Here is a 26946-nt window from a genome sequence, read left to right as displayed (position 1 = left end):
CTGTTTTTAAACCATATAAGTTATATAAGATAATTTAAGCCTAAACTGATAAATCTCGCAAAGTCGCTAAGACGCCAAGAATATAAAACCTTTGCGACTCTGCGACTTTGCGAGATTAAAATATCTCTGCGAATCTTTGCGCAATTCTCTGTGAATCTTTGCGAAAAAACCTGAAACTGTTTTTAAACCATATAAGTTATATAAGATAATTTAAGCCTAAACTGATAAATCTCGCAAAGTCGCTAAGACGCCAAGAATATAAAACCTTTGCGACTCTGCGACTTTGCGAGATTAAAATATCTTAGCGAATCTTTTGCGCAATTCTCTGTGAATCTTTGCGAAAAAACCTGAAACTTGAAACCTGAAACAAAAAATAAAAAAACCACGAATTGCTTCTCACACAATCCGTGGTTTCAAAACTAAAACTAACTCATATTTTTATAGAACTTCCATTAGAAAGAACCACATACGTTTCCTCCTAAAGTAGCTCCAGCATTTGCAGAAATATCAGATTTAACAGCAGAAGCATTCAATTTTACTATAGAATAAGGAGGTGTAAAAGCCGTACCGCTTCCCGCTTTAGTTCCTGATACGCTAGTAAATACATTGTCACTGGCAACAGTAACTGCAGTATAGCTGCTCATTAGATCAATTGGATTTTTAACGCCTTCAAAAACATTGGTTTCTACACGAATATCAGCTTCAAAACCTGCGGCAATACATTTGTTGCTTACTGTACTGTTAAAGAAACTATTTACGATGTGCACTTTTCCGTAACGAACTCTAGGCATTCTTTCTTTACATCCTGGAGCCCACCAGCATCTTGCAAAAGTGATTCTTAATTTACCGCGGTCACCAGTTGCACCGTCGCTAGAACCAATTAAGTTAGAATATCTGTGATCGTCTGATCCTCCAGATCCTCCAGCTTTTGGTGGTTTTAGATAATGGAATTTAGAATACGTAACAGAAATATAATCTGATTTGTTTTTAATGTCAAAGTTTCCGTCAACACCGTCTCTAAATTCGCAGTGGTCCACCCACACATTTGTACATTCGTCAAGGATAGCGTTATCCCATCCATCAGTATCATAAGCACCAGGACCTTCAAAAATTAAGTTTCTAATAATGATGTTTTTACATCTCTTAATGTTGATGATTCCAGAAGCATCTTTAGTCTGGTTAGTAGAAACCAATTTAGCACCGCTGGCACCGTAAATCGTTTTTCCTGTTTGATCCTGAAACGACAATCTTGTAGTAACTGTGATAGTTCCAGAAACCTTAATCACTTTTACAGAAGTGTTTTCAATAGCCGATTTCAACTGTGCGTAAGTAGTAACGGTTGTTTCTGCTGCAGAACCACCTCCGGTTGTTCCTCCGTTTTGAGAAGCCCAGCCTGGTACAGCTGCGCAATTCCCTACTTTAGCAGTTGAAGTTGTTGATAATTCCGTTGTGCTTTCGTTAACGGTGTTCTGAGCATTTTGCTCAGAAATAGCTTCGTCGGTGTTACAGGACGTAAAACCCAAAGCTAATGCCATAAGGCATGCTGCGATTTTTGTTTTTAAGTTCATTACAATAAGTTTGGTTATTTATAAATGTTTAACGGCACAAAACTGCTTATAATTTGTAGGAAAAAAATTGAACAAGTTCAAACTTTTGCAAATATTTCTACTGGAAACAATATTTTTAACACTTGTTAGTTTACAAAAAAAGGATAAATACCGTATTTTTACGTAATCGATTACATTGTGTATGCCCCTACAGACAATGAATCGAGAAAAGTATTTCCTTAAACAAAAACCACAACATGTACAACCTACTACGAAAAAACATCGAAAGGAAGATTCCGCTCAGCGATGAAGAATGGAATCTCATTGTTTCAAAGGCAGAACTCATTAAACTCAAAAAGAATCAGTTTTTGCAGATTCAGGATTCCAATAACAGTTATGAGGGATTTATTTTAAAAGGTTCGTTTAAAACCTACATCTTAAACGAAAACGGCACCGAAACCGTAATTTTCTTCTCATTCGAAAACGAATGGATGTGTGATCTCGAAAGTTTTTACCATCAAAAACCAACGACATACAATATTAAAGCTATTGAAGAAAGCGAAATTTTAGTAATTAGTAAAATTAAAAAAGCACAGTTATTTGCTGAGGTTCCCAAGCTTTTTCAGTTTCATGTTTTAATGATCGAAAGTGCCAATGTTGCTATACAGCAAAGGCTTTTAGACGTTCTCAACAAAACCTCCAAACAGCGTTATCTTGATTTTAAAGAGCGTTATCCGCAGAAAGTAAGCTCGATAAACAATAAGAATCTCTCATCATATTTAGGAGTTTCACATGAATTTTTATCGAAGATTAAGAGAACAGTTTCTTAATTTTAAAAGGTTCAAAGTGGCAGAGAGGCAAAGGTGCAGAGGCTAAATTAAAATCTCGCAAAGTCGCAGAGTCGCAAAGTTTTGAACCATATAAGTGATATAAGAAATTTAAGTTTTCCGCTTAATTGAACTTATATCACTTATATGGTTGTTTTTTAGTTAAACTTTGTTGCGAGATTAAAAAAAATCTTTGAGACTTTGTGGCAAAAAAAACTTAAATATTTTTCTCCAAATAAATAAACTCCAAAGGAATTTCAGAAATCGTAATATGAATTTCACTTTCAGGAAAAGCCTCTCTTTTGCCTGTATCCACATATCCGTGACGTTTGTACCAAGCGATCAATTCCTCGCGAACCGAAATTACCGTCATAATAATAGAAGTCAATCCTAAGGTTTTAGCATGATTTTCGGCTTCAGCCAAAAGTTTTTTTCCGATGCCGCTGTTTTGAAGTTCTGGCGAAACGGTCAGCATTCCGAGATATAATTGATTTTCTTTTTCGACCAATAAAACCGAACCGATAATTCGATCGTTATACGTAAATTTCAGAATTGTATTTTTTGGATCCAGAAAGATTTCCGTCATTTCCTCTTCATCAGTTCTTTTTCCTTCTAGTAGATGTGCTTCAGTTGTCCAGCCTTTTTTAGAGCTTTCGCCTCTGTAAGCTGAATTGATTAAAATGGTTAAATCCGGAATATCTTTGAGTAATGCTTTTATAATCATGTTATTAAATAAAAAAAATGAATTGCCTACAGCTTTAGCTGCAGGATACAAAGTTAAATCAGAAAATGGCTTTAGCCTAATCTTCTAAGTTTTTTGGCTAAAGCCAATTATACTATTAAAACAAAACCTCCAGCTAAAGCTGGAGGCAATTGAAATTATAATAATCTAGTCTCTTATATTGGAAATCTGATTTAATATTTTGCAGGTTCGCTGGCTTTAGGTAATGATTGCTTTATGAATGTTCTGATGTCTTCATTTGCAGTTTCTAAGTCAGCTTTTCTCAAATACATCATATGGCCGCTTCGGTAACCTTTCCATGACATTCTATTGTTTAGTTTTCCGCTTGGGTCCATTTGCCATAAATCATATTTTGCATTAAAATAGTCACAAGCACCATCATAATATCCTGACTGCACCATTACATGTAAATATGGATTTTGCGCCATGGCTTGTCTCAGGTTTTCTCCTGTTTTATCATTAGATCTGTCCCAAGGATGAACGGAGCCAAACATATTGTATTTAAAGTCGGTTTTGTAGTTAAGATTATTACGTAAATACATATTGATAGAAGGTGTAAACGAATGCAGCCAAGAAGTAAGTTCAGCATTAAAATCAACACTTTCGCCAGCATCTTTGCGGTCAATTCCTTTGTATCTTGAATCAAGTCTTCCTACGGTATAGCCTTGATCTCTTAGCAATTCTTTCCAGAAATAATCATTAGGAACATCTAAATTGTTTTGTAGAATAACTTTATCTGAAATACCAGAATAATGCGCCATTTTAGCAGCGATTTCTTTTCTTTTTTTTTCTTCCAAAGATCCTCCTTTGCTCAATGCAGGAAGAAGTTCATTTATGGTAAAACTTTCTACTTCTGGTAACATGGCAGTTAAATCTTTGTTCTGAAGATCTGGACTTAACATTTTATGATACCAAGCTGTAGCGGCAAAATAAGGCAATTTAAGAGCAGCATTAGAAACAACGCCGCGGGTTATGCCTAAATCGGTAGGAGATACTAAAATTACTCCATTAAGATACATCCATTGATTGTTTTGTAATTGCAGCGCTAATCCTGATACTCGAGTGGTTCCATAACTTTCTCCTATTAGATATTTAGGTGAAGCCCAACGATTAGATCTCGTTACAAAGCCATTAATCCAATCGGCTAAGTATTTAATGTCGGCATTCACGCCGAAGAATTTTGTTGTAGGGATCTCTTTGCTTGTCGGTCTTGAGTAAGCTGTATTGACAGGGTTTACAAAAACGATATCAGCAATATCTAAAATAGAATACGGATTTTCTTTTATTCCATAAGGCTGCAAAGGATATCCTTCATCATCAATATTTAACAAGCTTGGCCCTGTATAAGCAATCTCCATCCAAACTGAGGCAGAACCAGGACCGCCATTAAATGAAATTACTAAAGGACGAGAATCGCGATCTTTTACATCAGAACGCTCATAATAGGTATAGAATAATCCGGCAATCGCTTTTCCTTCTTCATCCCAAACCGGCATTGTACCTGCTGTTGCTTTATAGGAAACCTTCTGGCCTTTTATTGTTGTGGTATGATTGGTTACAACTTGAGAATCTGGATTAAAAGTAAGATTAGAAGGAGAATTTTCTTCTTTTGCAGGAGGTGTTTTCGGTTTTGAATCTGGTTTTGATTCTTGGGCGTAAGCAGTTAAAAATCCAACTAAAAGAATCGAGAGGAATGTTTTTTTCATAAAGTTAGGGTAATGATGAATTCTACTATTAGAGTTTTTAAAGATATAAAAAAAGTAATGATGAATTTTTACCGATCAGAAGAACGAACTAAAATTTTAGCAGCATTTTTTTCTAATCATGTTTATTATAAAGAATTTCGAAATTATTTTCCTTTAAAAACATATAAATGTATGAATTTACTTTAGCTTTATATTAAAAACAAAATTGCAATATAGAAATGGCTTTATTCGAATCTTTAGAATATTTTGGGAGAGTGAAATAGTGTCGAAATACTTATCAATAACTAAAGCTAATCAATTACTATTTTTTCGTGGTTTAAAATTTCAATTCCATTCTAATTTTATTTTAATCAAAAGCTAGAGAAAAATATTGTAATTTGTTCTACCCAAATTTTACAAAGAAATGAGCAGAATACATTTATTCGAGTTTGAAGACCAGCAATGGCTTCCCAAATTTATTAGAAACTACATGACCGACTTTTTACAGTTTCTAGCAAATAAAACTCCAATGTATAAAGGAATAATTACGATTTTAGAAAAAGCTTTAAAAGATACCAATACCAATCAGATTATAGATTTAGGTTCCGGCGGTGGCGGCGGATTAATCTGGATCAATAAAGAATTGCGTAAAAGAAATCCAGATGTAAAAATTCTACTGACCGATTATTTTCCTAATATTCCAGCGTTCGAACATACGCAAAAACAAGTAGATAATTTCGATTTTATAAGAACTTCCATCGATGCCCGAAATGTTCCCGAAAACCTAAACGGACTTAGAACACAATTTTTGTCACTGCATCATTTTAAACCCGAAGATGCACAGCAAATTCTGCAGAATGCTGTCGACAGTAATAGTTCGATTGCCATTTTTGAAGGGCAGGAGAGAAGTTTGCAAAGTATCATGGCGATGATCTTTTCGCCGATCTCTGTTTTACTGACAACACCTTTTATTAGACCGTTTCATATTGGCAGAATTATATTTACTTATCTGATTCCGATTGTGCCGATTTTAATTTTATGGGATGGAGTAGTTTCGTCTTTACGAACCTATTCTGTTGACGAAATGAATGTCTTGGTTTCTAAATTAAATAATAAAGAAAACTTTAATTGGGAAATTGGAAAAGTAAAATCTGGACCAACTAAGATTCTGTATTTGGTGGGTACAAAAAAATATTAATATTTAATTTATATTATATTTTAAAATGGATTACACCGCTTAAAAGCATCAGACTAGCTATAGAAACCAGAAATAAAATGAATTCTTTTTTAATGTTGTAAAAGACTTTTTCTTTCTTTGATTTATACAAAATAGAAATTACAAGTAAAGTTGAAGCATTGATTAATAATATAAAAATAGATAGAAAAACGACAAAATAATTAATGAAATAACTTCCAAACGCATCAGAAAGCAAAGTAATAATCATAGCAAAGAACAATATCAAAATTAAGAACCATGATGAGATTCTTACTAAACTTTTGATTATTTCTAGTTTTTCAAAAGGGTATATTTTGCTGGTATTTTTTGATGTTTCAATTTTACTTTGATTACTTAAATTTTCGAAAAATTGCATAGGATCGGTGACAAAACTTGAAGCATTTGACGTTCTTATACTTTCTGATATATCTTTTAATTCTGGCTTTAAGATTTTTCCTTTTAAGTCAATTAGAACTAAATTGTGTCTTTTGCAAAGTTCTAAGATAGATTGAAGAATGTTTGTAATATTAGATGCCTTTCTTAAATCAATTCTGAATTGAAATTCTTTAATTTTAGATTTATCATCTGTAAGACAAATAAATGCATCATTGTCTTCGTCATTATTGCCGTTGCCTTTCCAATTCAAATGTATTTCGTCACTCCAACTTGCTTTTGGAAGAATTTGATTGAGTTCTGAAATAATGGAATTAATACTGCCGTCAAAATTTTCCCAATAAGAATTTGTTTCGGGTAAAAAACCAGTTTCATTATTTTCAAAAATATTGTAATTATCATCAATAGAATTTTCAGGAACTACAATTAAAAGATATTGCCAGATTGCCATTTTTACAATAAGATTAAATTAGTAATTACTCAAATATTCCCCAAATATATTGATCGTCTACAATTGCATTTGGATTCTCTTTCACTTTTTCTAAGAAAAGCCCCAGATTGCTGTAAGTTCTCAACTTATACGTTAATCGCTGTCCTGAATTGTCTATAATAATTTGCCAAACCCTTCTTTTATTAATAGTAATCATAGTTCTTGTAACTTCGGTAATTGTCGAAAGCGGATATTTTAATAGAGGTTCGTTAGGTTTTATTAGATATAAATTAGTATCGTCAAAATAGAAAACTCTTTTGTCAAATAAGAATTTTTCTAATCCCCAGAAAAAAGGCGCTTCGGCAGATAATCGATTCAGTGACCATAAATCAAGACCTGTTCTTTTTTTAAATGCTATTTCTTTCTGTTCATTATGGCGCTCTATCCAAAATAGAATTTTTTTGTAACTGAGAAGAAGAATAATGATTACTACTAAAAAGACCAGAATAATTTTTGTGCCCATATTGGAGTTTATTGTTTTTTAATCAAACATAATAAACTTATGGTATTAAATTAAAAACTTAAGACAGAAAATCAAAAGCAATATTTGAATTATAAGGATATTATTGGACTGAACAAAATCGCCATTCTTTTTATAATTTAAATACTTATAAATATTAAAAAATAGAGGTAAGGAGAAAAGTATAAAAATGTAAATCCAATAAACTTTATAATCTTTAACAGATGATATTTTATAAAGCCAATAGACGAAAGTGGCGTAAGCAAATTCTAAAATAATAGTTTTAGAAAAACTTTTTGATTTCTTTTTTATTTGATCTAATTCATTCATTTCAGTTCTTGCTCAATGATTATTCTTGGCGAATATTTCTATCAAATTATAACAACTATAGATTTGCCATAAAAGTTTTTATATCGCTGTCGTAATCGAAATTGTAATCATAAGGAATAGCAGCTTCTATTTGATACTCAATAAGCAAATCTGCACCTTGCAAAACGAAAGTTCCTTCGCCTGTTATAACGTGGTCTTCGCTTGTTGATGGAATTTCAATAACTTCTATCAGCTTATCAGTCATTTGCTTACAAAAGGCGTTATCTTCTAGTGGAGCATTGTCTAAATAAAAAGTTATAGTTCTGCTGCTTCCAATCCAGTCAGGACCAATTTCCGAAAGTATTTTCCATTTAACGGATAAAGTTTTATTTTCTAATTCTTTCTTTAGCTCTTCTATAGAATTCATAGTTTTTTTTCTTGTTTTCAAATGTATGTATTTTTTCAAGTAAATTTTTAAATAAGAATGAGGCTGCATAATAAAAAAACGACTGAAATGGCAGCCGTTTTTACTACGATGTAAACCTAATATTCCCTTTTAATATCTTGTAAATCTGCTTTGTTGATAATTGCAAACAAATATAAAGTAGAGAGACTTCCCACAGCGATCAGAACACTTCTCTAAGAGAATATTTTGATTGTAATAATAATATTAATTGCCTCCTGCTTTAGCTGGAGGAAAAAAATAAGAAGATTACAAATGGCTTTAGCCGAAAATTAATTTGGCTAAAGCGTGCGCACTTTGCTTTATAAACCTCCAGCTAAAGCAGGAGGCAATTGAGGTTTTAGAATTTTATTTGCTGCTATAAGCTGTGCGAAGTCCTGATGGTACTAGTTATGAGAAAGCACTTTATACAATTCATCCAACAATTCCATTTCATCAGAAGGTAAAAGCTGTATAGCGATTTCGAGAAGAAGCATAACATCAATGGCAGTTTGAGATTCTTCCTGTTGCAGCGTGTTGATACTTGTTCTTAACAGCGAAATAATACTTTGCATTAATTCGTTATAACACGTTATGGTTACCATTGTTTTAAAAGAGTTTGTATTCTTTTTACTGGGTTTTAATTTGGTAAAATAATTAACTCTTGCTGCAAATTCTAAAAAATCGGTTAGTGATAATTTACTTTGTTCGTTCATGGCTTATAGTTTTAATTGCTGTAAAAATCTTACTTTTGTGTAATTAGCGGCAAGTAAGCCAGAGATTTTGAGTTACAAAAATATTTACATTTGTATAGCACAAATGGACTTAGTTTTTTACAAAAATCTATTTTTCCTTAAGAATTTTAAATATCTTTGATTCATGAGCACAGCAGTAAAACCAAAACATATCGGCAGAAATATTAGCCGAATTAGAGAACTAAAAGGCATGAAGCAGGAAGCTTTGGCAATGGCAATTGGCGTAACGCAACAAACAGTTTCTAATATTGAAGCAAGCGAAAATGTTGATGACGAAAAACTGAACCAAATTGCAAACGTTCTTGGAGTTTCTGTTGAAGCCATTAAAAACTTTTCGGAAGAAGCGGTTTTTAATATTATTGGAAATACTTTTCAAGATAGCAGTGCAATTGCTTCAGGTGATTATAATTACAATTGTACTTTTAATCCTTTAGATAAAGTTGTTGAACTTTACGAGCGTTTGGTGCAAGCTGAAAAAGATAAAGTGGAGTATTTGGAGAAATTATTGAATGGGAAATAAATGTTTTTTGAAGATATATTAAATTGAGAAGAGACCTTTGATTAGGTCTCTTTTTTTGTTTTTTGACTTCTTAATTGCTATGGCGAGCGTCTCGCTCGTAAACGTTTCAATTGGTCTTGATATTCTTTGCGTTCACGAGTGGGACGCTCACTTCAGTAGAGGGAATAGGGATTAATATTGGAGGTGATAATTGTAATTAAATGTTAAAATTACATGTTTTGCTTGTAATTTTTGAAATTTGTTTTATCTTTGTTAAAAAATTAGAAAGATGAAATCCGTAAAAATTAGAAGAGATAGAAAGATGGTTAGTATTGATCAAGTATGCAAAAGAACAGGTTTTTCTAAATCAGATATTGTTTCAATGCTAAAGCAAGCTGGTTTTAATGTTTTTGGAGATGGATCATTCGCTTTTCTTAATTCAAAACAAATTGAGGTAATTTCATCTTTTTACGTAGATGCGGTCAATAGTCTTTTTAAAGATTTAAAATTGAATCATGAATATTTTATAGAAAGCCCCGTCGCATATAGTAGATTTTTCTTGAATTTTATAAAAAAAGATAAATTGAATCTAGATGAAGTTTGTTTGGCAAATGGTGAAATTTTAGACTTTAGTTTAGAAAATGATTTAATTGTCGATTTTTTTAGTAAAATTATTTACGCAGAACCAGTAAAATCAAGCAAAAGTAATTTTGGATTTATAACAAGAAAAATTTTAAAAAAAATCAATTTTAAAATTAGTAAAATTAATAAAGATTTAAGGTCGGTTCTTTCGCCAATTTTAATTTCAAATCATTATTATATTTTTACAGATGATGAAGATATTTCGAGAATCAAAAATTCATTTTTTTGCTTCTCTTGGAATAACTTTAGAAGAGAAGCTTTTATAAAATTTAATATTTATTTTAAGCAAATCTCATGGAAAAATATAAATTACTCATAGAAAATATAAAACAAAGTGACTTATCTGAAGAAGATAAAAATACATTAATTTCAAAATTATCGGATAATCAATTAGATTTAGACGATTTTATAAAAGGTTTTCTCGGAATCTGTTCAATCAGTAAAGAGATATTAAAATTGTTCGGAATTGATATCTGAGCTTAATTAATTAGTTATGAATATAGGGAATGCAATAAAATTGTTAAGAAAAGAAAAGAAAATGGGGCAAAGAGATTTGGCAGAGAAATGTGATATTTCTATAAATGCTCTAAGTCAGATTGAAATTAATGCCTCTTTTCCGCAGAAAAGTACAATCGAAAAGATATGTGAGGCACTTGATATTCCAGTATCTTACTTATTATTTTTTTCAATAACAGATGAAGATATTCCGCTAGAAAAACAAGAAATTTTTAATATGTTAAGTAAAACGATTAAAACAGTTCTTGTTGAGAAAGTTAAGTAATTATTTAATGATGCTTTTTTAATGTACCTTAAAGATATAAGCCACAATTACAAAAGAATAAACACGTAATTGTGGCTTTAAAGTTTTATAAAAAAAAGATATTTCCTCCTGCTAGCGCGAGCGTCACGCTCGTGCTCATTTAAATTAGTTTTTGAATTTCTTTGTGTTGATGAACGAGGTGTTTGCGCTAGCGGGGATAGTAAAATCATTGTGGAAAATAATATTTAATAACAACTAACAAACCAAAAAACATGAACGAAAAAGTATTCGAATTAGAACAAAGATTCCAGCCTTATCTATTAAAGAATGATTACACTTTTGTTGGACCCGAAAATCAAAATTTACTAGAGTCTTTTGTTCAAAATGCAAATATGATTGCACCAGTTGTAGCCATTTCGAGAGAACTTCGTCATGCTCTAGGGAATAAAGAGGCCACTTTGCAAGCTTGCAGGTTGTTGCCAGCTGGAACACCTTTGAGGGTTTATATAGTGCTTGAAAATGATTACGATATGCTTGTACATGCTGATATTGAAGAATATTGCAGACGTAACAAAATTGATTTTCAAATCTAAGTAATTAATGACTGATAGCTTTACCTTTAAAAATTTAGGAATTTTGTTTACATTTTACTCCATAGTGTACGTTTTTGTATACTATGGGTTCTATGGTATAAATATTTTTTATTACACAGATTTACAAGGGGTTTTGACACTGTTTCTAAGTAATACGATAAAGATTATAATTTTTTCTTCACTTGTTTTATTAATTGTGGCAGGAACTTCAAAGAAGTCTTTTCAAGTTAAAAATCAGACTTTTAATAAACTTTCTTTGAGAAAAACGATAATACTTTTTTATATTTTATTTATAATTTTTATAGGATTGTTTATAATGTTGCTTTTAGGAATTGATTCAAGAATAAACAGACCTTTATTTAGCATTACAGTATTTGTCGTAATTGGCATTTTACATGCTATTGATAGGTTGAGTAAACTAATACACTATAAATTTAAAATTTCAGCATACAATCTAAAAGCATATTTTAGTCTTATATTGATAGTGCCTTATTTCATGTGTCAATTGATTATTACCGAGGTAAACTATTTTCCAAAATCTGACCGCCTCTATTTTTGCTACAATGAATCAAAAATTGTAGAAACAGGTAAAAAATTTAAGTTATACTTGATAGGTAAAACCGACGAAAATATTTTTATTTATGATAAATCAAGAAATCAAACACTTATTTTTGAAATGAGTAATGTGAAAGATTTTAAAATTTATGATGTTCCTGCACCTAATCTATATCCAAAGGAAGGAGCAGTTATACCTGATAAAGCACCATAAAAAAAGCAATTGAACTTTTTTCAATTGCTTTTTTTATACTAATCTTTCTTGAAATTACGCCAAGAAATCCTTCAACTCCTCATAAGTCCCAATCTTCACACTAACTTTCTCCTCATTAATAACACTTTCAATTTGTGCTGGGATAGGAAGCGTAATTCCTAGCGCTGGTTCAACCACATCTAAGAATTTAATTGGGTGAGCGGTTTCTAAGAAAATACCAATGGCGTTCGGGTATTTTTCAAGTTCTTTTTTCAAACCTAAATAGCCAACAGCGCCGTGAGGTTCTGCGATGTAACCGTCGGTGTTATAAATTTTCTTTAGAGCTTCGAGTGTTTCTTCATCGGTATAACTATAAGAAGAAAAGTCTTTTTCGAACGCTTTTAGATCATTATTATATAATTCCTGAATTCTAATAAAATTACTTGGGTTTCCAACGTCCATTGCGTTAGAGATTGTAGCTTTAGAAGGTTTTGGGTCGTATTTTCCGTTTTCTAAGAATCTTGGCACCGTGTCGTTTACGTTTGTCGAAGCAACGAAATGCTCAATTGGCAAACCTAATTTTTTTGCCATAATTCCAGCACAGATATTTCCGAAGTTTCCGCTTGGGCAAGAGAAAACCAAAGGTTTGTTTTGGCTCTTCAACGCTTTGTAAGCAAAGAAGAAATAAAACATCTGTGGTAACCAACGCGCAATATTGATAGAATTCGCCGAAGTCAGGTTTTTGTGCGCTAAAGTTTCGTCTAAAAACGCTTTTTTCACCATGTCTTGGCAATCGTCAAAAACACCATCAACTTCAAGCGCTTTAATATTTTGTCCTAAAGTCGTCAATTGTTTTTCCTGAATATCGCTCACTTTTCCTGACGGATATAAAATGACAACATCTACTCCGTCAACGCCTAAAAATCCGCTCGCAACAGCACCGCCTGTATCGCCAGAAGTCGCTACTAAAACCGTGTTTTTAGCGTCTTTTTTGTCTTTATTGAAATAACCCAAACAACGAGACATAAATCGCGCTCCCACGTCTTTAAACGCCATTGTCGGCCCGTGGAATAATTCTAACGAATAGATTCCGTTTTCCACTTTCACGACAGGGAAATCAAAAACCAAAGTTTCAGCAATGATTTCTTTTAGTTTTTCTGCAGGTATTTCGTCGCCTACGAATTGTTTAATCGCTTCAAAAGCAATTTCTTCGTGGCTTAAACTTTCGATTGTATCAAAAAATGAAGGATCAAGAGGCGTAATGCTTTCTGGGAAATATAATCCTTTGTCACTCGCTAATCCTTGTATTACAGCTTCCTGAAAAGAAACTTTTGGGGCATTATGGTTTAAACTGTAGTATTTCATTTCTTATTTTAGATTTTAGAAGTTAGATTTTAGATTTTTTCTATTGATAACTTCTTATATTTTTTGTATTAATTATGATTGATCTTATTTCCAAAATTTCCACCAACTTTTTTGTTTACTTACGTTAGCTTCTGATTCGTCATCTCTCAAGTTAAAAGTTACACTTCCAATTTCATCGACTTCCCAAATAGTTGCAGTTGTTATGTCTATTGAATTTAAATTTAAGAATGTTTCCATTTTTTGATTTAAGTATTCATCGGTAAGATTTTCATCTTTCTTGGCTCTGCTTAATGAAATAATTGATTTGTCATCATTTTCAATTCGTTTCATTCTTTCTGCTAACACCACTAAAATATCTTTAGAATAGGTTGAAACAGCATTTTTAGGAATAGTATAATCTTCATCAAAATGAAAATAGTCAGAAACAAGAATAGAGAAAAATTGATTGTCCCTTTTATCGAAATAAAATATTTCATAAAGTCTTTCTTCGGGCTGGCTGAAACCGATTTTTAACCAATTTTCAATTTGCTCTTCTTTTGTTATTTCATCCATGATTCAAGAAATTACAAAATCCTAACACCATCTGGATTAATCTTCGAAACGTGAATTTCATACGGTAAATTCATTTTTTCGTAAACTTCGCTCATGGCTTTTGCGATTTGATCTGCGGTTTCTTTTCCTCGGCTTAAAGCGAAAATCGACGGACCAGAACCTGAAATTCCAGAGCCTAAAGCGCCGTTTTCGTAAGCTGTTTTTTTGATTTGGTCGAAACCAGGAATCAAAACACTTCTTAAAGGCTCAACGATTTCGTCGTGAAGCGAACGTCCGATTAACTCATAATCTTTGGTGTAAAGACCCGCAACCAATCCGCCCACATTTCCCCACTGCATGATGGCACTTTTAAGGGAAACATTTTGTTTTAAAACCGAACGAGCGTCAGACGTTTTCAATTCAATCTGTGGATGAACCACCGTTGCGTACAATTCTTCTGGACTGTCAATTCTGATAATATCTAAAGGATCGTAACTTCTTACCAAAGTAAATCCACCTAAAAGGGCAGGAGCAACGTTGTCGGCGTGCGCGTTGCCGCTGGCTAATTTCTCGCCCTGCATCGCAAACTGAACCAAATCTTTACGAGAATAAGGTCTTCCCAATAATTCATTGATTCCGAAAACCGCTCCGGCAGAACTTGCCGCACTGCTTCCGATACCGCTTCCAGCTTTGATGTTTTTATAAATTTCAATTTCAATCCCGATAGCTATCGCGGAGAAATCCCTTTCATAGGCTTCCAACATCGCCAAAGCCGCAACTCCAGAAACATTTTTCTCGGTTTCAAGAGGCAAATCGGCACCCACGATTTTAGTAATTCGAACTCCTTTTTGATCGACTTTTCGAACAATCATTTCATCACCCGCATTGTCTAAGCAAAGTCCCAAAACGTCAAATCCGCATGAGAGGTTTGCAATTGTAGCGGGACAGAATAATTTTATTTCTTTCATTTTTGGTTGTTTCAGGTTTCAGGTTTAAAGTTTTAAGTTGCCAAGCTTTGTGAGCTTAACCGCAAAGTTCGCAAGGTTTTTTCGCAAAGCACACAAGGAAAAACAAAGCTTTGCAACCTTTGCGTAGCTCTTTGCGACCTTTGCGGTTAAATTTTAAACCTGAAACAAAAATTTATATATTCCCTATTCTAATAACATCCGCAAAAATCCCTGAAGCAGTCACCGCAGCTCCGGCACCAGCTCCTTTAATCAATAAAGGCTGATCTACGTAACGATCGGTATAGAAAAGCACGATATTGTCTTTTCCTTCTAAATTATAGAAAGGATGATCTTTTGGAATGAATTGAAGCCCTACGCTTGCTTTTCCGTTTTCGAATTGCGCTACATATTTCAATCTAGAATCTTTTGCTAAAGCTTCTTTATAAATGTTTTCAAAATGAGAAGCATGTTTGATTAACGAAGCAAAAAAGTCATCGTTGTTTGTTGTTGCTAAACAGTCAGCAGGCAAAAATGATTCGTTTGCAATGGCGTCAATATCCATTTCATAACCGCTTTCGCGAATTAGAATCAGGATTTTACGCGCTACGTCGATACCGCTTAAGTCGATTTTCGGATCTGGTTCTGTGAAACCTTGAACTCCAGCTTCTTTTACCACATCATGGAAAGAATTATTCTCATCAAAATTGTTGAAAATAAAATTCAGACTTCCCGATAAAACTGCCTGAATTTTATGCACTTTATCTCCAGATGCAATCAGGTTTTTTACTGTATCGATAATCGGTAATCCCGCACCAACATTCGTTTCAAACAAGAAAGGAGCGTTGTATTGACGTGATAAGTTTTTCAGTTTTTTATAATTGTCGTAAGCAGATGAACAAGCAATTTTGTTGCATGTTACAACGGCAATACTTTCTTTTAAGAATTTCTCATACATATCAGAAACTCCTGCATTTGCAGTAATATCTACAAAAATGCTGTTACGTAAATTCAGCTCTTTCGCTCGAGCGATAAATTCTGTCGGAATCGCTTCTTCGCTTTTGTCTAAAGAAGCCTGCCAGTCTTTTAAAGAGATTCCGTCTTCATCAAAAAGCATTTTTCTTGAATTTGATAAAGCAATTACACGAACATTAATCTTTAAAGCATCTTTTAAGAATTTCTTTTGGCTGTGAATCTGTTCGATGAATTTTTCACCCACATTTCCAACTCCCATTACAAATAAATTCAGCTGTTTTGTGTTTTCCTCAAAGAAGTTTTCGTGTAAAGTATTTAGTGCTTTTTTAACGTCTCTTTCGTTAATTACAGTCGAAATATTTCTTTCAGAAGCACCTTGTGCAATGGCGCGGATATTTACGTTATTTTTTCCTAAAGTGCTGAACATTCTTCCGCTAAGACCTTGGTGATTTTTCATGTTTTCACCAACCAAAGCAATAATACAAAGGTCTTTTTCTACATAACAAGGATCGATTTTGTTCTGAGCAATTTCGATTTCAAAAGCTCTGTTGATTGCAGCTTCGGCATTATCAGCATCCGAATTTAAAATTCCGATACAAATTGAATGCTCAGAAGAAGCCTGCGTAATAAAAATAACGTTGATTTTTTCCTGAGATAATACTTCAAACAAACGTCTAGAAGAACCCGCTACACCAATCATTCCCGGACCTTCAAGAGTTACAAGCGAAATATTATCGATATGGCTGATTCCTTTTACAACTGTATCTTTTGAAGAAGGCTGACTAGAAATCAATGTTCCTTCGGCTTCTGGTTCAAAAGTATTTTTAATTAAAATCGGAATGTTTTTTCTTAAAACCGGCTGAATTGTCGGCGGGTACAAAACTTTGGCTCCAAAATGCGATAATTCCATCGCTTCTTGGTAAGAAATAGTCGCAATTGGCTGTGCTTGTTTTACAATTTTTGGGTTGGCAGTAAACATTCCGTTTACATCAGTCCAGATTTCCAATTGTTCCGCATCAAGCGCTCCCGCGATAATCGCTGCAGTATAATCAGAACCGCCGCGTCCTAAAGTTGTAGTGATTCCGTCTAAAGTCTGTGCAATAAATCCAGGTAAAATATTGATTTGCGCTTCGTTGTTTTTGAAATATTCTTGAATTAAATTGTTAGAAACCTCAAAGTTTACAACCGCTTTTCCGTAATTAGAATCTGTTTTAATTAATTCACGACTGTCTTTGTAAGCCGCATTTTTATTGATCTGCTGATACGCCTGCGCAATAATGTAAGAAGATAAAAGCTCTCCAAAACTTAAAATAGTATCGGCAGTTCTCGGCGATAATTCGCCTAAAAGGAAACAACCGTCTAATAGAGTTTCTAAATGGTTGATGATTCTTTTTACATGGCTTAAAAGACTGCTTTGCTCGCTTACCGGAATCAGTTCTTTAAGAGTGTCAAGGTGTTTTTTCTCAATTTCAGCAACAATTTCTCTAAAGCTTTCATCGTTTGCCGCTGCTTTTGCGGCAGCAGATTGCAATAAATCAGTCACTTTACTTAAAGCCGAAACTACTACAGCTACTTTGTCTTGTTGTGATTTTTGTTTAACGATTTCGAGAACGAGTTTTATATTTTGAGCATTGGCAACCGAAGTTCCGCCAAATTTTAATACTTTCATTTTTTTTTTTTTTTCTTAGTTGCAAAGGTTCTGAGTAACGAAGGTTCAAAGATTATCAACTGTGAACTGTAACTTAAAACTGTGATTGCTGTTTTATTTCTTTTCTTTTTGGAAATGTTTTCATGTATCCAATATCTTTCTTCTTTTGCGAAAAAAGTATAGATAACCAGGATTATATGTAAAATGTATACCCCTAAGGGGTAGTAGTTGTTGTAGTAGAAATAATCGTAGCAGCAATTGCAACTCCAGTTTGAGTTGTCATTGTAGATGGATATTTTGTGCTGTTACTTTTCATTTTGATTTTTCAAAAATACAGTTTTTTAGAAGTATTAAAAACTCTCTGAGCCTTTTTGCGAATATTTTAATATTTCATTTTTCATCAAATTCAAATTGAGCTTTTGGCAAGATTCAATATGTTAAATTGTGGTTTTCGTATATTTTGTAACGTTTTCTGGCCGTCTCAAATGGCTTTTGAGGCATTTTGATAGTAATTTTTTAATGAAAAAACTGCTTTAGTCTACAAAATGAGTAGGAAAATGTTTTTTATATAATAAAATGAATTTCAGTTTTTTGATTTTAGTTCCATCGGCGTTTTGTTTGATTTGTAATATGAAAAAGGTAAAACTTTAGAAATAAAATTAGGCGAATTTTAATTATTATGAACAAATGTTGCTTTTTAATATTGATTTGCTGAATTTTGATGCCTTAAATTAAAAATGTTATGAGGGACATCCATTATATAAGTACTGAAACCATAAGTTTAGAAACGATTCAGGAGATTATTGTAAATCAAAAAATGCTTGAATTGTCTGAAGAGGCAAAAGTAAATGTTCAGAAATGCCGTGATTATTTGGATAAAAAAATGGCCACGCATTCCGATCCTATCTATGGAATCAATACTGGTTTTGGATCGCTTTATAGTGTGAAAATCTCTAACGAGAATTTATCAAAACTTCAGGAAAATCTAGTAAAATCTCATGCATGCGGAACAGGCGAGGAAGTTCCTGCGGAGATTGTAAAAATGATGCTGCTGCTAAAAATACAATCTTTAAGCTACGGACATTCGGGCGTTCAGCTAAAAACTTTAGAGCGCTTAGTCGATTTTTATAATAATGATATTCTGCCGATCATTTATACACAAGGATCTCTTGGAGCTTCTGGAGATTTGGCGCCTTTGGCACATTTGTCTTTACCATTATTGGGTGAAGGTGAAGTTTTGTTTGAAGGAAAAAGAATGGATTCTGCTTCAGTTTTAAAACATTTTAATTGGGAACCAATTGTTTTAATGTCAAAAGAAGGTTTGGCATTATTGAATGGAACTCAATTTATGAGCGCATATGGAGCTCATATTTTATTGAAAGCGTATAAATATTCGTATTTGGCAGATTTAATCGGAACTATTTCGCTGGAAGGTTTTGATGGAAGAATCGAACCTTTTAACGAATTGATACATTATATACGTCCACACAAAGGGCAGATTGTCACAGCACAGCGAATAAATGAATTTTTGGACGGAAGTGAAATTATCACACAACAAAAGAAACACGTTCAGGATCCGTATTCTTTCCGTTGTATGCCGCAGGTTCACGGTGCTTCAAAAGATGCGATTGATTATGTTCGAAAAGTATTCAAAACAGAAATTAATTCAGTTACCGATAATCCAAATATTTTTATTGAAGCCGATCAGATTATTTCTGGTGGCAATTTCCACGGGCAGCCCTTGGCTTTGGCTTTAGATTTTATGGCAATTGCTTTGGCAGAATTAGGAAGTATTTCGGAGAGAAGAACGTATCAGTTAATTTCTGGGTTACGTAATCTTCCGGCATTTTTGGTTGATAATCCAGGCTTAAACTCAGGATTTATGATTCCACAATATACTGCTGCGAGTATTGCTAGTCAAAACAAACAATTAGCTACGCCTGCAAGTATTGACAGTATTGTTTCTAGTAATGGTCAGGAAGATCACGTAAGTATGGGGGCGAACGGCGCTACAAAAGCTTTGAAGGTTATGGATAATCTAGAGCGAATTTTAGCCATCGAATTGTTAAATGCTTCACAAGCTATTGCTTATAGAGAACCTTTAAAATCGAGTGACTTTATCGAAATGTTTTTGAGCAGTTACAGAGAAGTGGTGCCATTGGTTAAAGAAGATAGAATCTTACATTATGATATTGAAAAGACCATTTCGTTCTTGTCTAGTTTTCAAATAGAAAACGATTTGTTAACAATGGCTTAACATTGTAAAACATTATTGAAGTAATTTTGCACTATCAAAAATAAACAAATGTCAATAAACAGTATTTTCCAATTTTTAGTGCCGAAAGACAAAAAATTCTTTCCACTTTTTGAAGAGGCTTCAAGCAATTTAATTGAATTAGCTTCTAACTTACACGAAGCTGTAAATTTACCATTAAAAGAAAGAGAAATTCTTTTTCAGAAGATTGACGAATTAGAACAAAAAGGAGAAGATATTACGCGTCAGACTAACTTAGAGTTGAGCAGAAACTTCATTACTCCATTTGATAGAGAAGATATTCACACTTTAATTACTTCAATTGATAACGTTGCAGATTACCTTCACGGTGCATCTAGCCGTATGAGATTATATCAAGTAGATAAGATTACAAAATCTATCCGAAAAATGACAGAAATCAACCTTGAAGCTTGTCAAAACATTGACAGCGCTGTAAAAGAGTTGAGAAATTTAAAGAATTTTAAGGTTATTAAAGATGCGTGTGCAAGAATTAACAAGCTTGAAAACAAATCGGATAACGTTTATAATAAAGCAGTTTTCGAGATCTTCGAAAACGAAACTGACGCTAAAAATATTATTAAGTATAAAGAAGTATTGTCTGTTCTAGAATCTGCTACAGACAAATGTAAGAGTGTGGCTAATATATTAGAATCAATTTCTGTAAAACACTCTTAATTTAATTTATTTCATTCTGAAGTTATAATTTATGACTATACTTATAATTATTATAGTATTAGCTTTAATTTTTGATTACATCAATGGTTTTCATGATGCAGCAAATGCTATTGCTACAGTTGTGGCCACAAAGGTTCTTACGCCGTTTCAGGCGGTACTTTGGGCAGCGTTTTTTAACTTTCTGGCTTATTGGGTTTTCGGTTTTGGTGTTGCAGATACTGTAGCTAAAACAGCCGACACAATGCAAATAGATTTGGTAGTAATTTTAGCAGGAGTTATCGCTGCAATATGCTGGAATCTATTGACTTGGTGGCTCGGAATTCCTTCTAGTTCCTCTCATACCTTAATTGGTGGTTTTGCGGGAGCTGCCGTTGCACATGCAATAGCGGTTCATGGTTTCTCAGGATATGTTGATGCAGAAGGAGTAACTCATCATTGGTACGATATAGTAAGTTGGTACAAGGCTGGTAAAGATGGAGGTATGCCCTCAGGAGTTCTTATTATTATTGCTTTTATTGTTTTAGCCCCGTTATTAGGAGCTTTAGCGTCGTATTTAATTTCTATTTGGCTTTTAAATGCTTCACGCAAAAGTATCGGACCAAAAATATTTACTGTTGCTTTAATGCTTGCAACTATTTGGTTTGTTTACACTCAAATGATTCCTTATGAAGAAATTATAAAAGACGGACATAAACCTCGTTTTGCATCTTCGGAATTTTGGAGCGTAGCATTAGAACCACATAATATTAAATGGCTTCTAGTTGCATTTATAGTATTAACGGTTAGTGGTTTCTGCTTAATATTTAGTAGTTTAAATTTACACCAGGCTGATGCTGCTTTGAAAAAAATGCAATTACTTTCTTCTGCAGCTTTTAGTTTAGGACATGGAGGAAATGATTCTCAAAAAGTAATGGGAATTATTGCAGCTGCGGTTGTTGTTTATATCAATACAAATCCTGGTGTTCATATGAATCCTTGGCTGGACGTTGCTCTTCCTTCAGAAGACGGAGCTTTTAAAATGCCAAGTTGGATTCCTTTAGCTTGTTATTCTGCAATTGCTGCAGGAACTTTAAGCGGAGGATGGAAAATTGTAAAAACAATGGGTTCTAAAATCACTAAAGTAAGTTCGTTTGAAGGAGTTGCTGCTGAAACTGCTGGAGCTTTGACGCTTTACTTTACAGAGCACTTAAAAATTCCAGTAAGTACAACGCATACTATTACAGGATCTATCATCGGGGTTGGATTAACAAAACGTGTATCTGCTGTAAGATGGGGAGTAACAGTAAGCTTAATCTGGGCTTGGATTTTAACTATTCCTATTTCAGCTTTATTGGCAGGTTTAGTTTACTTTATCTTAAGTGTTTTTATTAAATAATGTGAATTTATAAATTTTCATTTACCAACATATAAAAAAGCCGATTTCAAATTTGAAATCGGCTTTTTTCGTTTTAAAACTTCTGCAGATTCTTGCGATTGTGTCTGCGCTTGTAATGAGTTTGTTTTAAGTTTTTTTTATCTTCAGAAATAATGCTGATTGTTCCATCGATTTCGAGCATTGCTAATTTGACGTTTTTAAAAAATTCAATTCCGTGTTCTCGCATGGCTTCTTTTAATTCTTCATCAGAGATATCTAATTTACTTAAGGTTTTAAAATCCAATTTTCCATCGTGTATTAGAACTTGAGGTTTGTCTAATAATAGGTCGCCAACGACTTTATATTTGTGAATGAGTTTTTTTATAATGAAGTTAATGATAAATAAAACCAAAGCAGCAACTAATCCGCCAACTAAACTGGTGTCTGGTCCCACCATTGCATTTTGCACAGAGTTGCTGATTAATAAAATCAGGATAACATCAGCGGTATTTAATTGCGAAAGCTCTTTTTTTCCGAATACGCGGAGCGCGATTGTCATAAAAAAATAGACAGCAATACTTCTTAAAACAATATCTAAATACGGAAAAGTCATGTTTTTTTATTTTATAGTTAACCCATTGGGTGTATTTAAAATAGTATAAATTTTGACGCAGATTAAACAGATTCGTTATCACGAAAACGCGGAAAAAAAAACGGATTTATATAAAGAATCAAAAAGAATCAGTTTTTTTTCGCGTTTTTACGAAGTAAATCCGTTTTATCAGCGTACTATTTTATTCAAAGTTGTATTTTTAAATTAGCATTACATCCAATAGGTTTAAAGTTAAATAAAAAAGCTTTGCCAAAGTTTTAAAACTTTGACAAAGCTGCTAAAATATTTATGTGTTATTAAGTTTAAATGAACTTAATTATAATTTAAAATTCTTTTCGATTGCTTTAATCATTTCTCCAGCAACATCTTTATTAGTTGCGCCTTCAATTCCTTCAAGACCTGGAGAAGAGTTTACCTCAAGCAATAACGGACCTTTAGAAGAACGAATAATATCTACTCCAGCAACTTTCAAATCCATTGCTTTTGCGGCTTTAATAGCGATCTTTTTCTCTTCGGCAGTTACTTTGATTACTGAAGCCGTTCCGCCAAGGTGTATATTGGCTCTAAATTCGCCCGGCATAGCTTCGCGCTGAATCGCCGCAACTACTTTTCCGTCAATAACAAAACAACGAATGTCTTTTCCGTTGGCTTCTTTGATGAATTCTTGAACTAAAATATTGGCATTTAAGCTTTTAAAAGCATTGATAACACTTTCTGCCGCTTTTTTAGTTTCAGCTAAAACAACGCCTTTTCCTTGCGTTCCTTCTAATAATTTGACAATTAAGGGAGAACCACCCACCATTTTAATTAAATTGTCTGTATCGAGTGGAGAATTGGCAAATCCAGTTGTTGGAATGTCGATACCGCTATTCAATAATAATTGAAGTGAATATAATTTATCGCGAGATTGTGTTATCGCTGTAGCGGAGTTTAAAACAAAAACCTTCAAAGCTTCAAACTGACGTGTTAATGCACAGCCGTAAAATGTAATGCTTGGACGGATTCTTGGAATAATCGCATCAAACTCATTTAAGATTTTTCCGCCTCTGTAATGAATCTCTGGTTTTTTGGCATCGAGTTTCATGTAACATTCCTTGATGTTTAGGAAATGCATTTCATGGCCGCGCATTTCGCCGGCTTCCATGATTCTTTTGTTGCTGTATAATTCCGGATTACTGGCTAAAAGTCCAATTCGCAGACCAGTTTTTGCTTTTTCTGAGTTTTGATAAAGTTCTTTAAGAGATTCTGGGGTAGGCTGTCCTAAAAGATATTTTTGTTCCGGATCAACCAAAACCCTTCCGCTCATAGCTTCGCGTCCTAAAAGCATTCTAAACCCCATAGAATCGCGATTCGTCAATGTCATTTCGATCGGCCATTTTGCATCGCCAATTTTTAAACTTGTCTGAATTACATAACGATGTTCTCTAAAACCGCTAGAACTTTTTACAATTCTTTTATCAACCAACGGCGCTTCACCGTGAATTATCGTTTTAATATTATTTTGAATTGGGTTTATATCAAATTTTACCCAGTTCGCATCATTTTTAATAAAAGGAGCTATGTTTATAGCGTGCATTGCCGAAGTTTTGGCACCAGAATCGACACGAGCTTTAATTGTCGGGATTCCAAGTTCTGGAAATGAGCACCATTCTTCGCTGCCTAAAATGACTTTGTTTTGAAGCATACTTTGTTTTTTATTTTATAGAATTGAAATTCAAAAATAGCTATTTGCTTTTACTAAAGATAATGATTTATTCAAAAAAAATACCCGTTATGTTATGAAAACGTAACGGGTAAATTATTTTTGTTATAAATTTTGACTAATTTATTGATTTGTCGGCTCTTCGGCTTTGTGTATTTCTACTGAAAGTTCTTGAGAATCATCTTTTAAATCCATTAAGATTTCGTCACCTGAATGAATTTTTGAAGTAATGATTTCTTCTGCCAATAAATCTTCAACATATTTCTGAATTGCTCTTTTAAGAGGTCTTGCACCAAATTGTTTGTCAAAACCTTTCTCTGCAATAAATGCTTTTGCTTTGTCTGTTAAACGTAAATTATAACCTAACTCAGCAATACGAGAATACAATTTTTTCAATTCGATTTCGATAATCAAATCGATATCAGCTTTTTCAAGTGCATTAAACACAATTACATCATCAATTCTGTTTAAGAATTCAGGAGCAAAAGTTTTCTTCAAAGCGTTTTCGATAATGCTTTTTGAGTTTTCATCCGCTTGAGCTGTTCTTGCAGCAGTTCCGAATCCAACACCTTGTCCAAAATCTTTCAATTGACGTGCACCAACGTTAGATGTCATGATGATGATAGTGTTTTTAAAGTCAATTTTACGACCTAAACTATCTGTTAAATATCCGTCATCAAGAACCTGAAGCATCATATTGAATACATCTGGGTGTGCTTTTTCGATCTCGTCTAGCAGCACTACACAATATGGTTTTCTACGAACTTTTTCAGTCAATTGACCTCCTTCTTCGTAACCAACGTATCCTGGAGGCGCTCCCACTAAACGAGAGATCGCAAATTTCTCCATGTATTCACTCATGTCGATACGAACTAATGCGTCTTCAGAATCAAATAATTCTTTTGCTAATACTTTTGCTAGTTGTGTTTTACCAACACCAGTCTGACCTAAGAAAATGAACGAACCAATTGGTTTGTTAGGATCTTTAAGTCCGGCTCTGTTACGCTGAATAGAACGTGCAATTTTAAGAACTGCTTCATTTTGTCCAATTACTTTGTTCTGAATCAATTCAGGTAATTTGGCTAATTTGTTGCTTTCTGTCTGTGCAATTCTGTTAACAGGAATTCCAGTCATCATCGAAACTACATCGGCAACATTGTCTTCTGTAACTTCAATTCTGTTGTTTTTAGAATCTTCTTCCCATTGTTCTTGAGCAACAGCAAGATCTTTTTCGATACGTTTTTCATCATCACGAAGTTTAGCAGCTTCTTCATATTTTTGTTTTTTAACAACCATATTTTTAAGCTCACGAACTTCTTCTAATTGACGTTCAAGATCCAAAATTTGTTTCGGAACATCAATATTGGTAATATGTACACGAGATCCAGCCTCATCCATAGCATCGATGGCTTTGTCTGGTAAGAAACGCTCAGACATATATCTGTTTGTTAATTTAACACAAGCCTCAATTGCTTCTGGAGTATAAGTTACGTTGTGGTGATCTTCGTATTTGTCTTTTACGTTGTTCAAAATCGCGATTGTTTCTTCAACAGAAGTTGGTTCAACAATTACTTTTTGGAAACGTCTTTCTAAAGCACCGTCTTTTTCAATATATTGTCTGTACTCATCAAGAGTAGTAGCGCCAATACATTGGATTTCGCCTCTTGCTAAAGCTGGTTTAAACATATTTGAAGCATCAAGCGAACCTGTTGCGCCACCTGCACCGACGATAGTATGAATTTCGTCAATGAAAAGGATGATGTCATCATTTTTTTCAAGCTCGTTCATTACTGCTTTCATTCTTTCTTCAAACTGTCCTCTGTATTTTGTTCCTGCAACTAAACTTGCAAGATCAAGTGTGACAACACGTTTGTGGAAAAGAATACGTGATACTTTCTTTTGAATAATACGTAAAGCAAGTCCTTCTGCAATAGCAGATTTACCAACTCCAGGTTCTCCAATAAGAAGCGGGTTGTTTTTCTTTCTTCGGCTTAGAATCTGTGAAACACGCTCAATTTCTTTTTCGCGTCCCACCACTGGATCTAGTTTTCCTTCCTCTGCCATTTCTGTTAAATCTCTCCCAAAATTATCTAATACCGGAGTTTTAGATTTTTTGTTTGACTTATTGGCGGGATTATTAAAACTACTTTCTTTTAAACTGTCATCTTGTCCTGAATCGTCATTGTATGATTCGTTTCTAGGCAAGTTCTCTAAGAATTCTTCTTCGTTTGGAGTCATATTTAAATACTGTTCTTTAGCTATGTCATAATCTATTTTTAGTTTATTCAACAGCTTGGTTGTTGGATCGTTTTCGTTTCGCAAAATGCATAAAAGCAAGTGTGCGGTGCTAATTGATGAGCTTTGAAATACTTTAGCTTCTAAGAAGGTCGTCTTCAGGGCTCTTTCGGCCTGTCGGGTAAGATGAAGATTCTTCTTTTCGGCATTTACTTCAACGCCCAAATTAGCAGGGCTCAGTACTTCTACCTTTCTGCGTAAATGGTCTAAATCGACTGCCAGGTTATTAAGTATATGAATAGCTTTTCCGTTACCATCTCTTAAAATGCCCAGCATAAGATGTTCGGTACCAATAAAGTCGTGCCCTAAACGTAAGGCTTCTTCTTTACTGTACGTAATAACATCTTTTACTCTTGGTGAAAAATTATCATCCATAATATATAATTGGTATTGTAAATTTAATGAATTACAGTTTTAAAAACAAAAACCGTACCCTTCAAGAACTCCTGACAGCTAATAGA

General features: G+C 33.6%; 25 protein-coding genes. 11 read left to right on the top strand and 14 right to left on the bottom strand.

Features of this window, described 5'->3' with window-relative positions; translation table 11 throughout:
* Positions 1–452 precede the first annotated feature (452 nt).
* The gene (locus ACFSC2_RS24395; RefSeq protein WP_379813715.1) at positions 453–1568 is read right to left on the bottom strand and encodes a pectate lyase family protein; all 1116 of its coding nucleotides are present in this window, start codon (positions 1566–1568) and stop codon (positions 453–455) included.
* A 236-nt stretch (positions 1569–1804) separates the two neighbouring features.
* Here ACFSC2_RS24395 and ACFSC2_RS24390 point away from each other — a divergent pair, with 236 nt between their 5' ends.
* Entirely contained in the window at positions 1805–2377 is a 573-nt protein-coding gene (locus ACFSC2_RS24390) for a Crp/Fnr family transcriptional regulator (RefSeq protein ID WP_379813714.1), read from the top strand.
* Between the two features lie 214 nt (positions 2378–2591).
* Here the strand turns inward: ACFSC2_RS24390 and ACFSC2_RS24385 are convergent, their stop codons facing one another.
* Positions 2592–3098: a GNAT family N-acetyltransferase gene (locus ACFSC2_RS24385; RefSeq protein WP_379813713.1), complete on the bottom strand. Its 507-nt coding sequence runs from the start codon at positions 3096–3098 to the stop codon at positions 2592–2594.
* 191 nt (positions 3099–3289) lie between these two features.
* Entirely contained in the window at positions 3290–4822 is a 1533-nt protein-coding gene (locus ACFSC2_RS24380; RefSeq protein WP_379813712.1) for a S10 family peptidase, read from the bottom strand.
* Between the two features lie 403 nt (positions 4823–5225).
* On the opposite strand from ACFSC2_RS24380, the gene ACFSC2_RS24375 reads away from it, so the two are divergent.
* Positions 5226–5999, top strand: a complete 774-nt coding sequence (locus ACFSC2_RS24375; RefSeq protein WP_379813711.1) for a hypothetical protein — start codon at positions 5226–5228, stop codon at positions 5997–5999.
* Between the two features lie 13 nt (positions 6000–6012).
* On the opposite strand, the gene ACFSC2_RS24370 is transcribed toward ACFSC2_RS24375, so the two are convergent.
* The 4 genes from ACFSC2_RS24370 to ACFSC2_RS24355 all read right to left on the bottom strand — a co-directional run bounded on the left by ACFSC2_RS24370 (position 6013) and on the right by ACFSC2_RS24355 (position 8827).
* Entirely contained in the window at positions 6013–6861 is an 849-nt protein-coding gene (locus tag ACFSC2_RS24370; RefSeq protein WP_379813710.1) for a hypothetical protein, read from the bottom strand.
* A gap of 25 nt (positions 6862–6886) precedes the next feature.
* Positions 6887–7363, bottom strand: coding sequence for a hypothetical protein (locus tag ACFSC2_RS24365; RefSeq protein WP_379813709.1), 477 nt, complete (start codon positions 7361–7363; stop codon positions 6887–6889).
* Positions 7364–7745: 382 nt separating this feature from the next.
* The gene (locus tag ACFSC2_RS24360) at positions 7746–8096 is read right to left on the bottom strand and encodes a hypothetical protein (RefSeq protein WP_379813708.1); all 351 of its coding nucleotides are present in this window, start codon (positions 8094–8096) and stop codon (positions 7746–7748) included.
* Between the two features lie 422 nt (positions 8097–8518).
* A complete protein-coding gene (locus ACFSC2_RS24355; protein WP_379813706.1) occupies positions 8519–8827 on the bottom strand; it encodes a hypothetical protein in 309 nt (102 codons plus the stop codon).
* A 163-nt stretch (positions 8828–8990) separates the two neighbouring features.
* Between ACFSC2_RS24355 and ACFSC2_RS24350 the strand changes: the two genes are divergently transcribed.
* The 6 genes from ACFSC2_RS24350 to ACFSC2_RS24325 all read left to right on the top strand — a co-directional run bounded on the left by ACFSC2_RS24350 (position 8991) and on the right by ACFSC2_RS24325 (position 12129).
* A complete protein-coding gene (locus ACFSC2_RS24350; RefSeq protein ID WP_379813705.1) occupies positions 8991–9386 on the top strand; it encodes a helix-turn-helix domain-containing protein in 396 nt (131 codons plus the stop codon).
* A 268-nt stretch (positions 9387–9654) separates the two neighbouring features.
* Positions 9655–10326, top strand: coding sequence for a hypothetical protein (locus ACFSC2_RS24345; RefSeq protein WP_379813703.1), 672 nt, complete (start codon positions 9655–9657; stop codon positions 10324–10326).
* Complete coding sequence (locus ACFSC2_RS24340) at positions 10302–10484, top strand: hypothetical protein (RefSeq protein WP_248726273.1); 183 nt, start codon at positions 10302–10304, stop codon at positions 10482–10484. Before ACFSC2_RS24345 ends, ACFSC2_RS24340 begins: the two co-directional genes overlap by 25 nt.
* A gap of 16 nt (positions 10485–10500) precedes the next feature.
* A complete protein-coding gene (locus ACFSC2_RS24335; RefSeq protein ID WP_379813702.1) occupies positions 10501–10788 on the top strand; it encodes a helix-turn-helix domain-containing protein in 288 nt (95 codons plus the stop codon).
* Between the two features lie 251 nt (positions 10789–11039).
* Complete coding sequence (locus tag ACFSC2_RS24330) at positions 11040–11360, top strand: hypothetical protein (RefSeq protein WP_379813701.1); 321 nt, start codon at positions 11040–11042, stop codon at positions 11358–11360.
* A 7-nt stretch (positions 11361–11367) separates the two neighbouring features.
* Entirely contained in the window at positions 11368–12129 is a 762-nt protein-coding gene (locus ACFSC2_RS24325; RefSeq protein ID WP_379813700.1) for a hypothetical protein, read from the top strand.
* A 54-nt stretch (positions 12130–12183) separates the two neighbouring features.
* Here ACFSC2_RS24325 and thrC read toward each other — a convergent pair whose 3' ends face one another.
* The 4 genes from thrC to thrA all read right to left on the bottom strand — a co-directional run bounded on the left by thrC (position 12184) and on the right by thrA (position 17592).
* Entirely contained in the window at positions 12184–13473 is a 1290-nt protein-coding gene (thrC, locus tag ACFSC2_RS24320) for a threonine synthase (RefSeq protein WP_379813699.1), read from the bottom strand.
* Between the two features lie 84 nt (positions 13474–13557).
* Positions 13558–14025 carry a hypothetical protein gene (locus ACFSC2_RS24315; RefSeq protein ID WP_379813698.1) on the bottom strand — a complete coding sequence of 156 codons (468 nt, stop codon included), beginning with the start codon at positions 14023–14025 and terminating at the stop codon, positions 13558–13560.
* A gap of 11 nt (positions 14026–14036) precedes the next feature.
* Complete coding sequence (locus ACFSC2_RS24310; RefSeq protein ID WP_379813696.1) at positions 14037–14972, bottom strand: homoserine kinase; 936 nt, start codon at positions 14970–14972, stop codon at positions 14037–14039.
* A gap of 172 nt (positions 14973–15144) precedes the next feature.
* The gene (thrA, locus tag ACFSC2_RS24305) at positions 15145–17592 is read right to left on the bottom strand and encodes a bifunctional aspartate kinase/homoserine dehydrogenase I (RefSeq protein WP_379813695.1); all 2448 of its coding nucleotides are present in this window, start codon (positions 17590–17592) and stop codon (positions 15145–15147) included.
* A 721-nt stretch (positions 17593–18313) separates the two neighbouring features.
* Here thrA and hutH point away from each other — a divergent pair.
* The 3 genes from hutH to ACFSC2_RS24290 are packed head-to-tail and all read left to right on the top strand — an operon-like array spanning position 18314 to position 21896.
* Entirely contained in the window at positions 18314–19828 is a 1515-nt protein-coding gene (gene hutH / locus ACFSC2_RS24300; protein ID WP_379813694.1) for a histidine ammonia-lyase, read from the top strand.
* 48 nt (positions 19829–19876) lie between these two features.
* Entirely contained in the window at positions 19877–20521 is a 645-nt protein-coding gene (locus ACFSC2_RS24295) for a DUF47 domain-containing protein (RefSeq protein ID WP_091491116.1), read from the top strand.
* A 31-nt stretch (positions 20522–20552) separates the two neighbouring features.
* Positions 20553–21896, top strand: coding sequence for an inorganic phosphate transporter (locus ACFSC2_RS24290; RefSeq protein ID WP_379813693.1), 1344 nt, complete (start codon positions 20553–20555; stop codon positions 21894–21896).
* A 73-nt stretch (positions 21897–21969) separates the two neighbouring features.
* On the opposite strand, the gene ACFSC2_RS24285 is transcribed toward ACFSC2_RS24290, so the two are convergent.
* The 3 genes from ACFSC2_RS24285 to ACFSC2_RS24275 all read right to left on the bottom strand — a co-directional run bounded on the left by ACFSC2_RS24285 (position 21970) and on the right by ACFSC2_RS24275 (position 26860).
* The gene (locus tag ACFSC2_RS24285; protein WP_379813692.1) at positions 21970–22488 is read right to left on the bottom strand and encodes a DUF421 domain-containing protein; all 519 of its coding nucleotides are present in this window, start codon (positions 22486–22488) and stop codon (positions 21970–21972) included.
* Between the two features lie 316 nt (positions 22489–22804).
* The gene (gene rimK, locus ACFSC2_RS24280) at positions 22805–24172 is read right to left on the bottom strand and encodes a 30S ribosomal protein S6--L-glutamate ligase (protein WP_379813691.1); all 1368 of its coding nucleotides are present in this window, start codon (positions 24170–24172) and stop codon (positions 22805–22807) included.
* A gap of 141 nt (positions 24173–24313) precedes the next feature.
* The gene (locus ACFSC2_RS24275; protein WP_379813690.1) at positions 24314–26860 is read right to left on the bottom strand and encodes an ATP-dependent Clp protease ATP-binding subunit; all 2547 of its coding nucleotides are present in this window, start codon (positions 26858–26860) and stop codon (positions 24314–24316) included.
* Between the last annotated feature and the right edge of the window lie 86 nt (positions 26861–26946).

Source organism: Flavobacterium artemisiae (assembly GCF_042678225.1).
Taxonomy (GTDB): domain Bacteria; phylum Bacteroidota; class Bacteroidia; order Flavobacteriales; family Flavobacteriaceae; genus Flavobacterium; species Flavobacterium artemisiae.
This window is presented reverse-complemented; position numbering and strand designations above follow the sequence as displayed.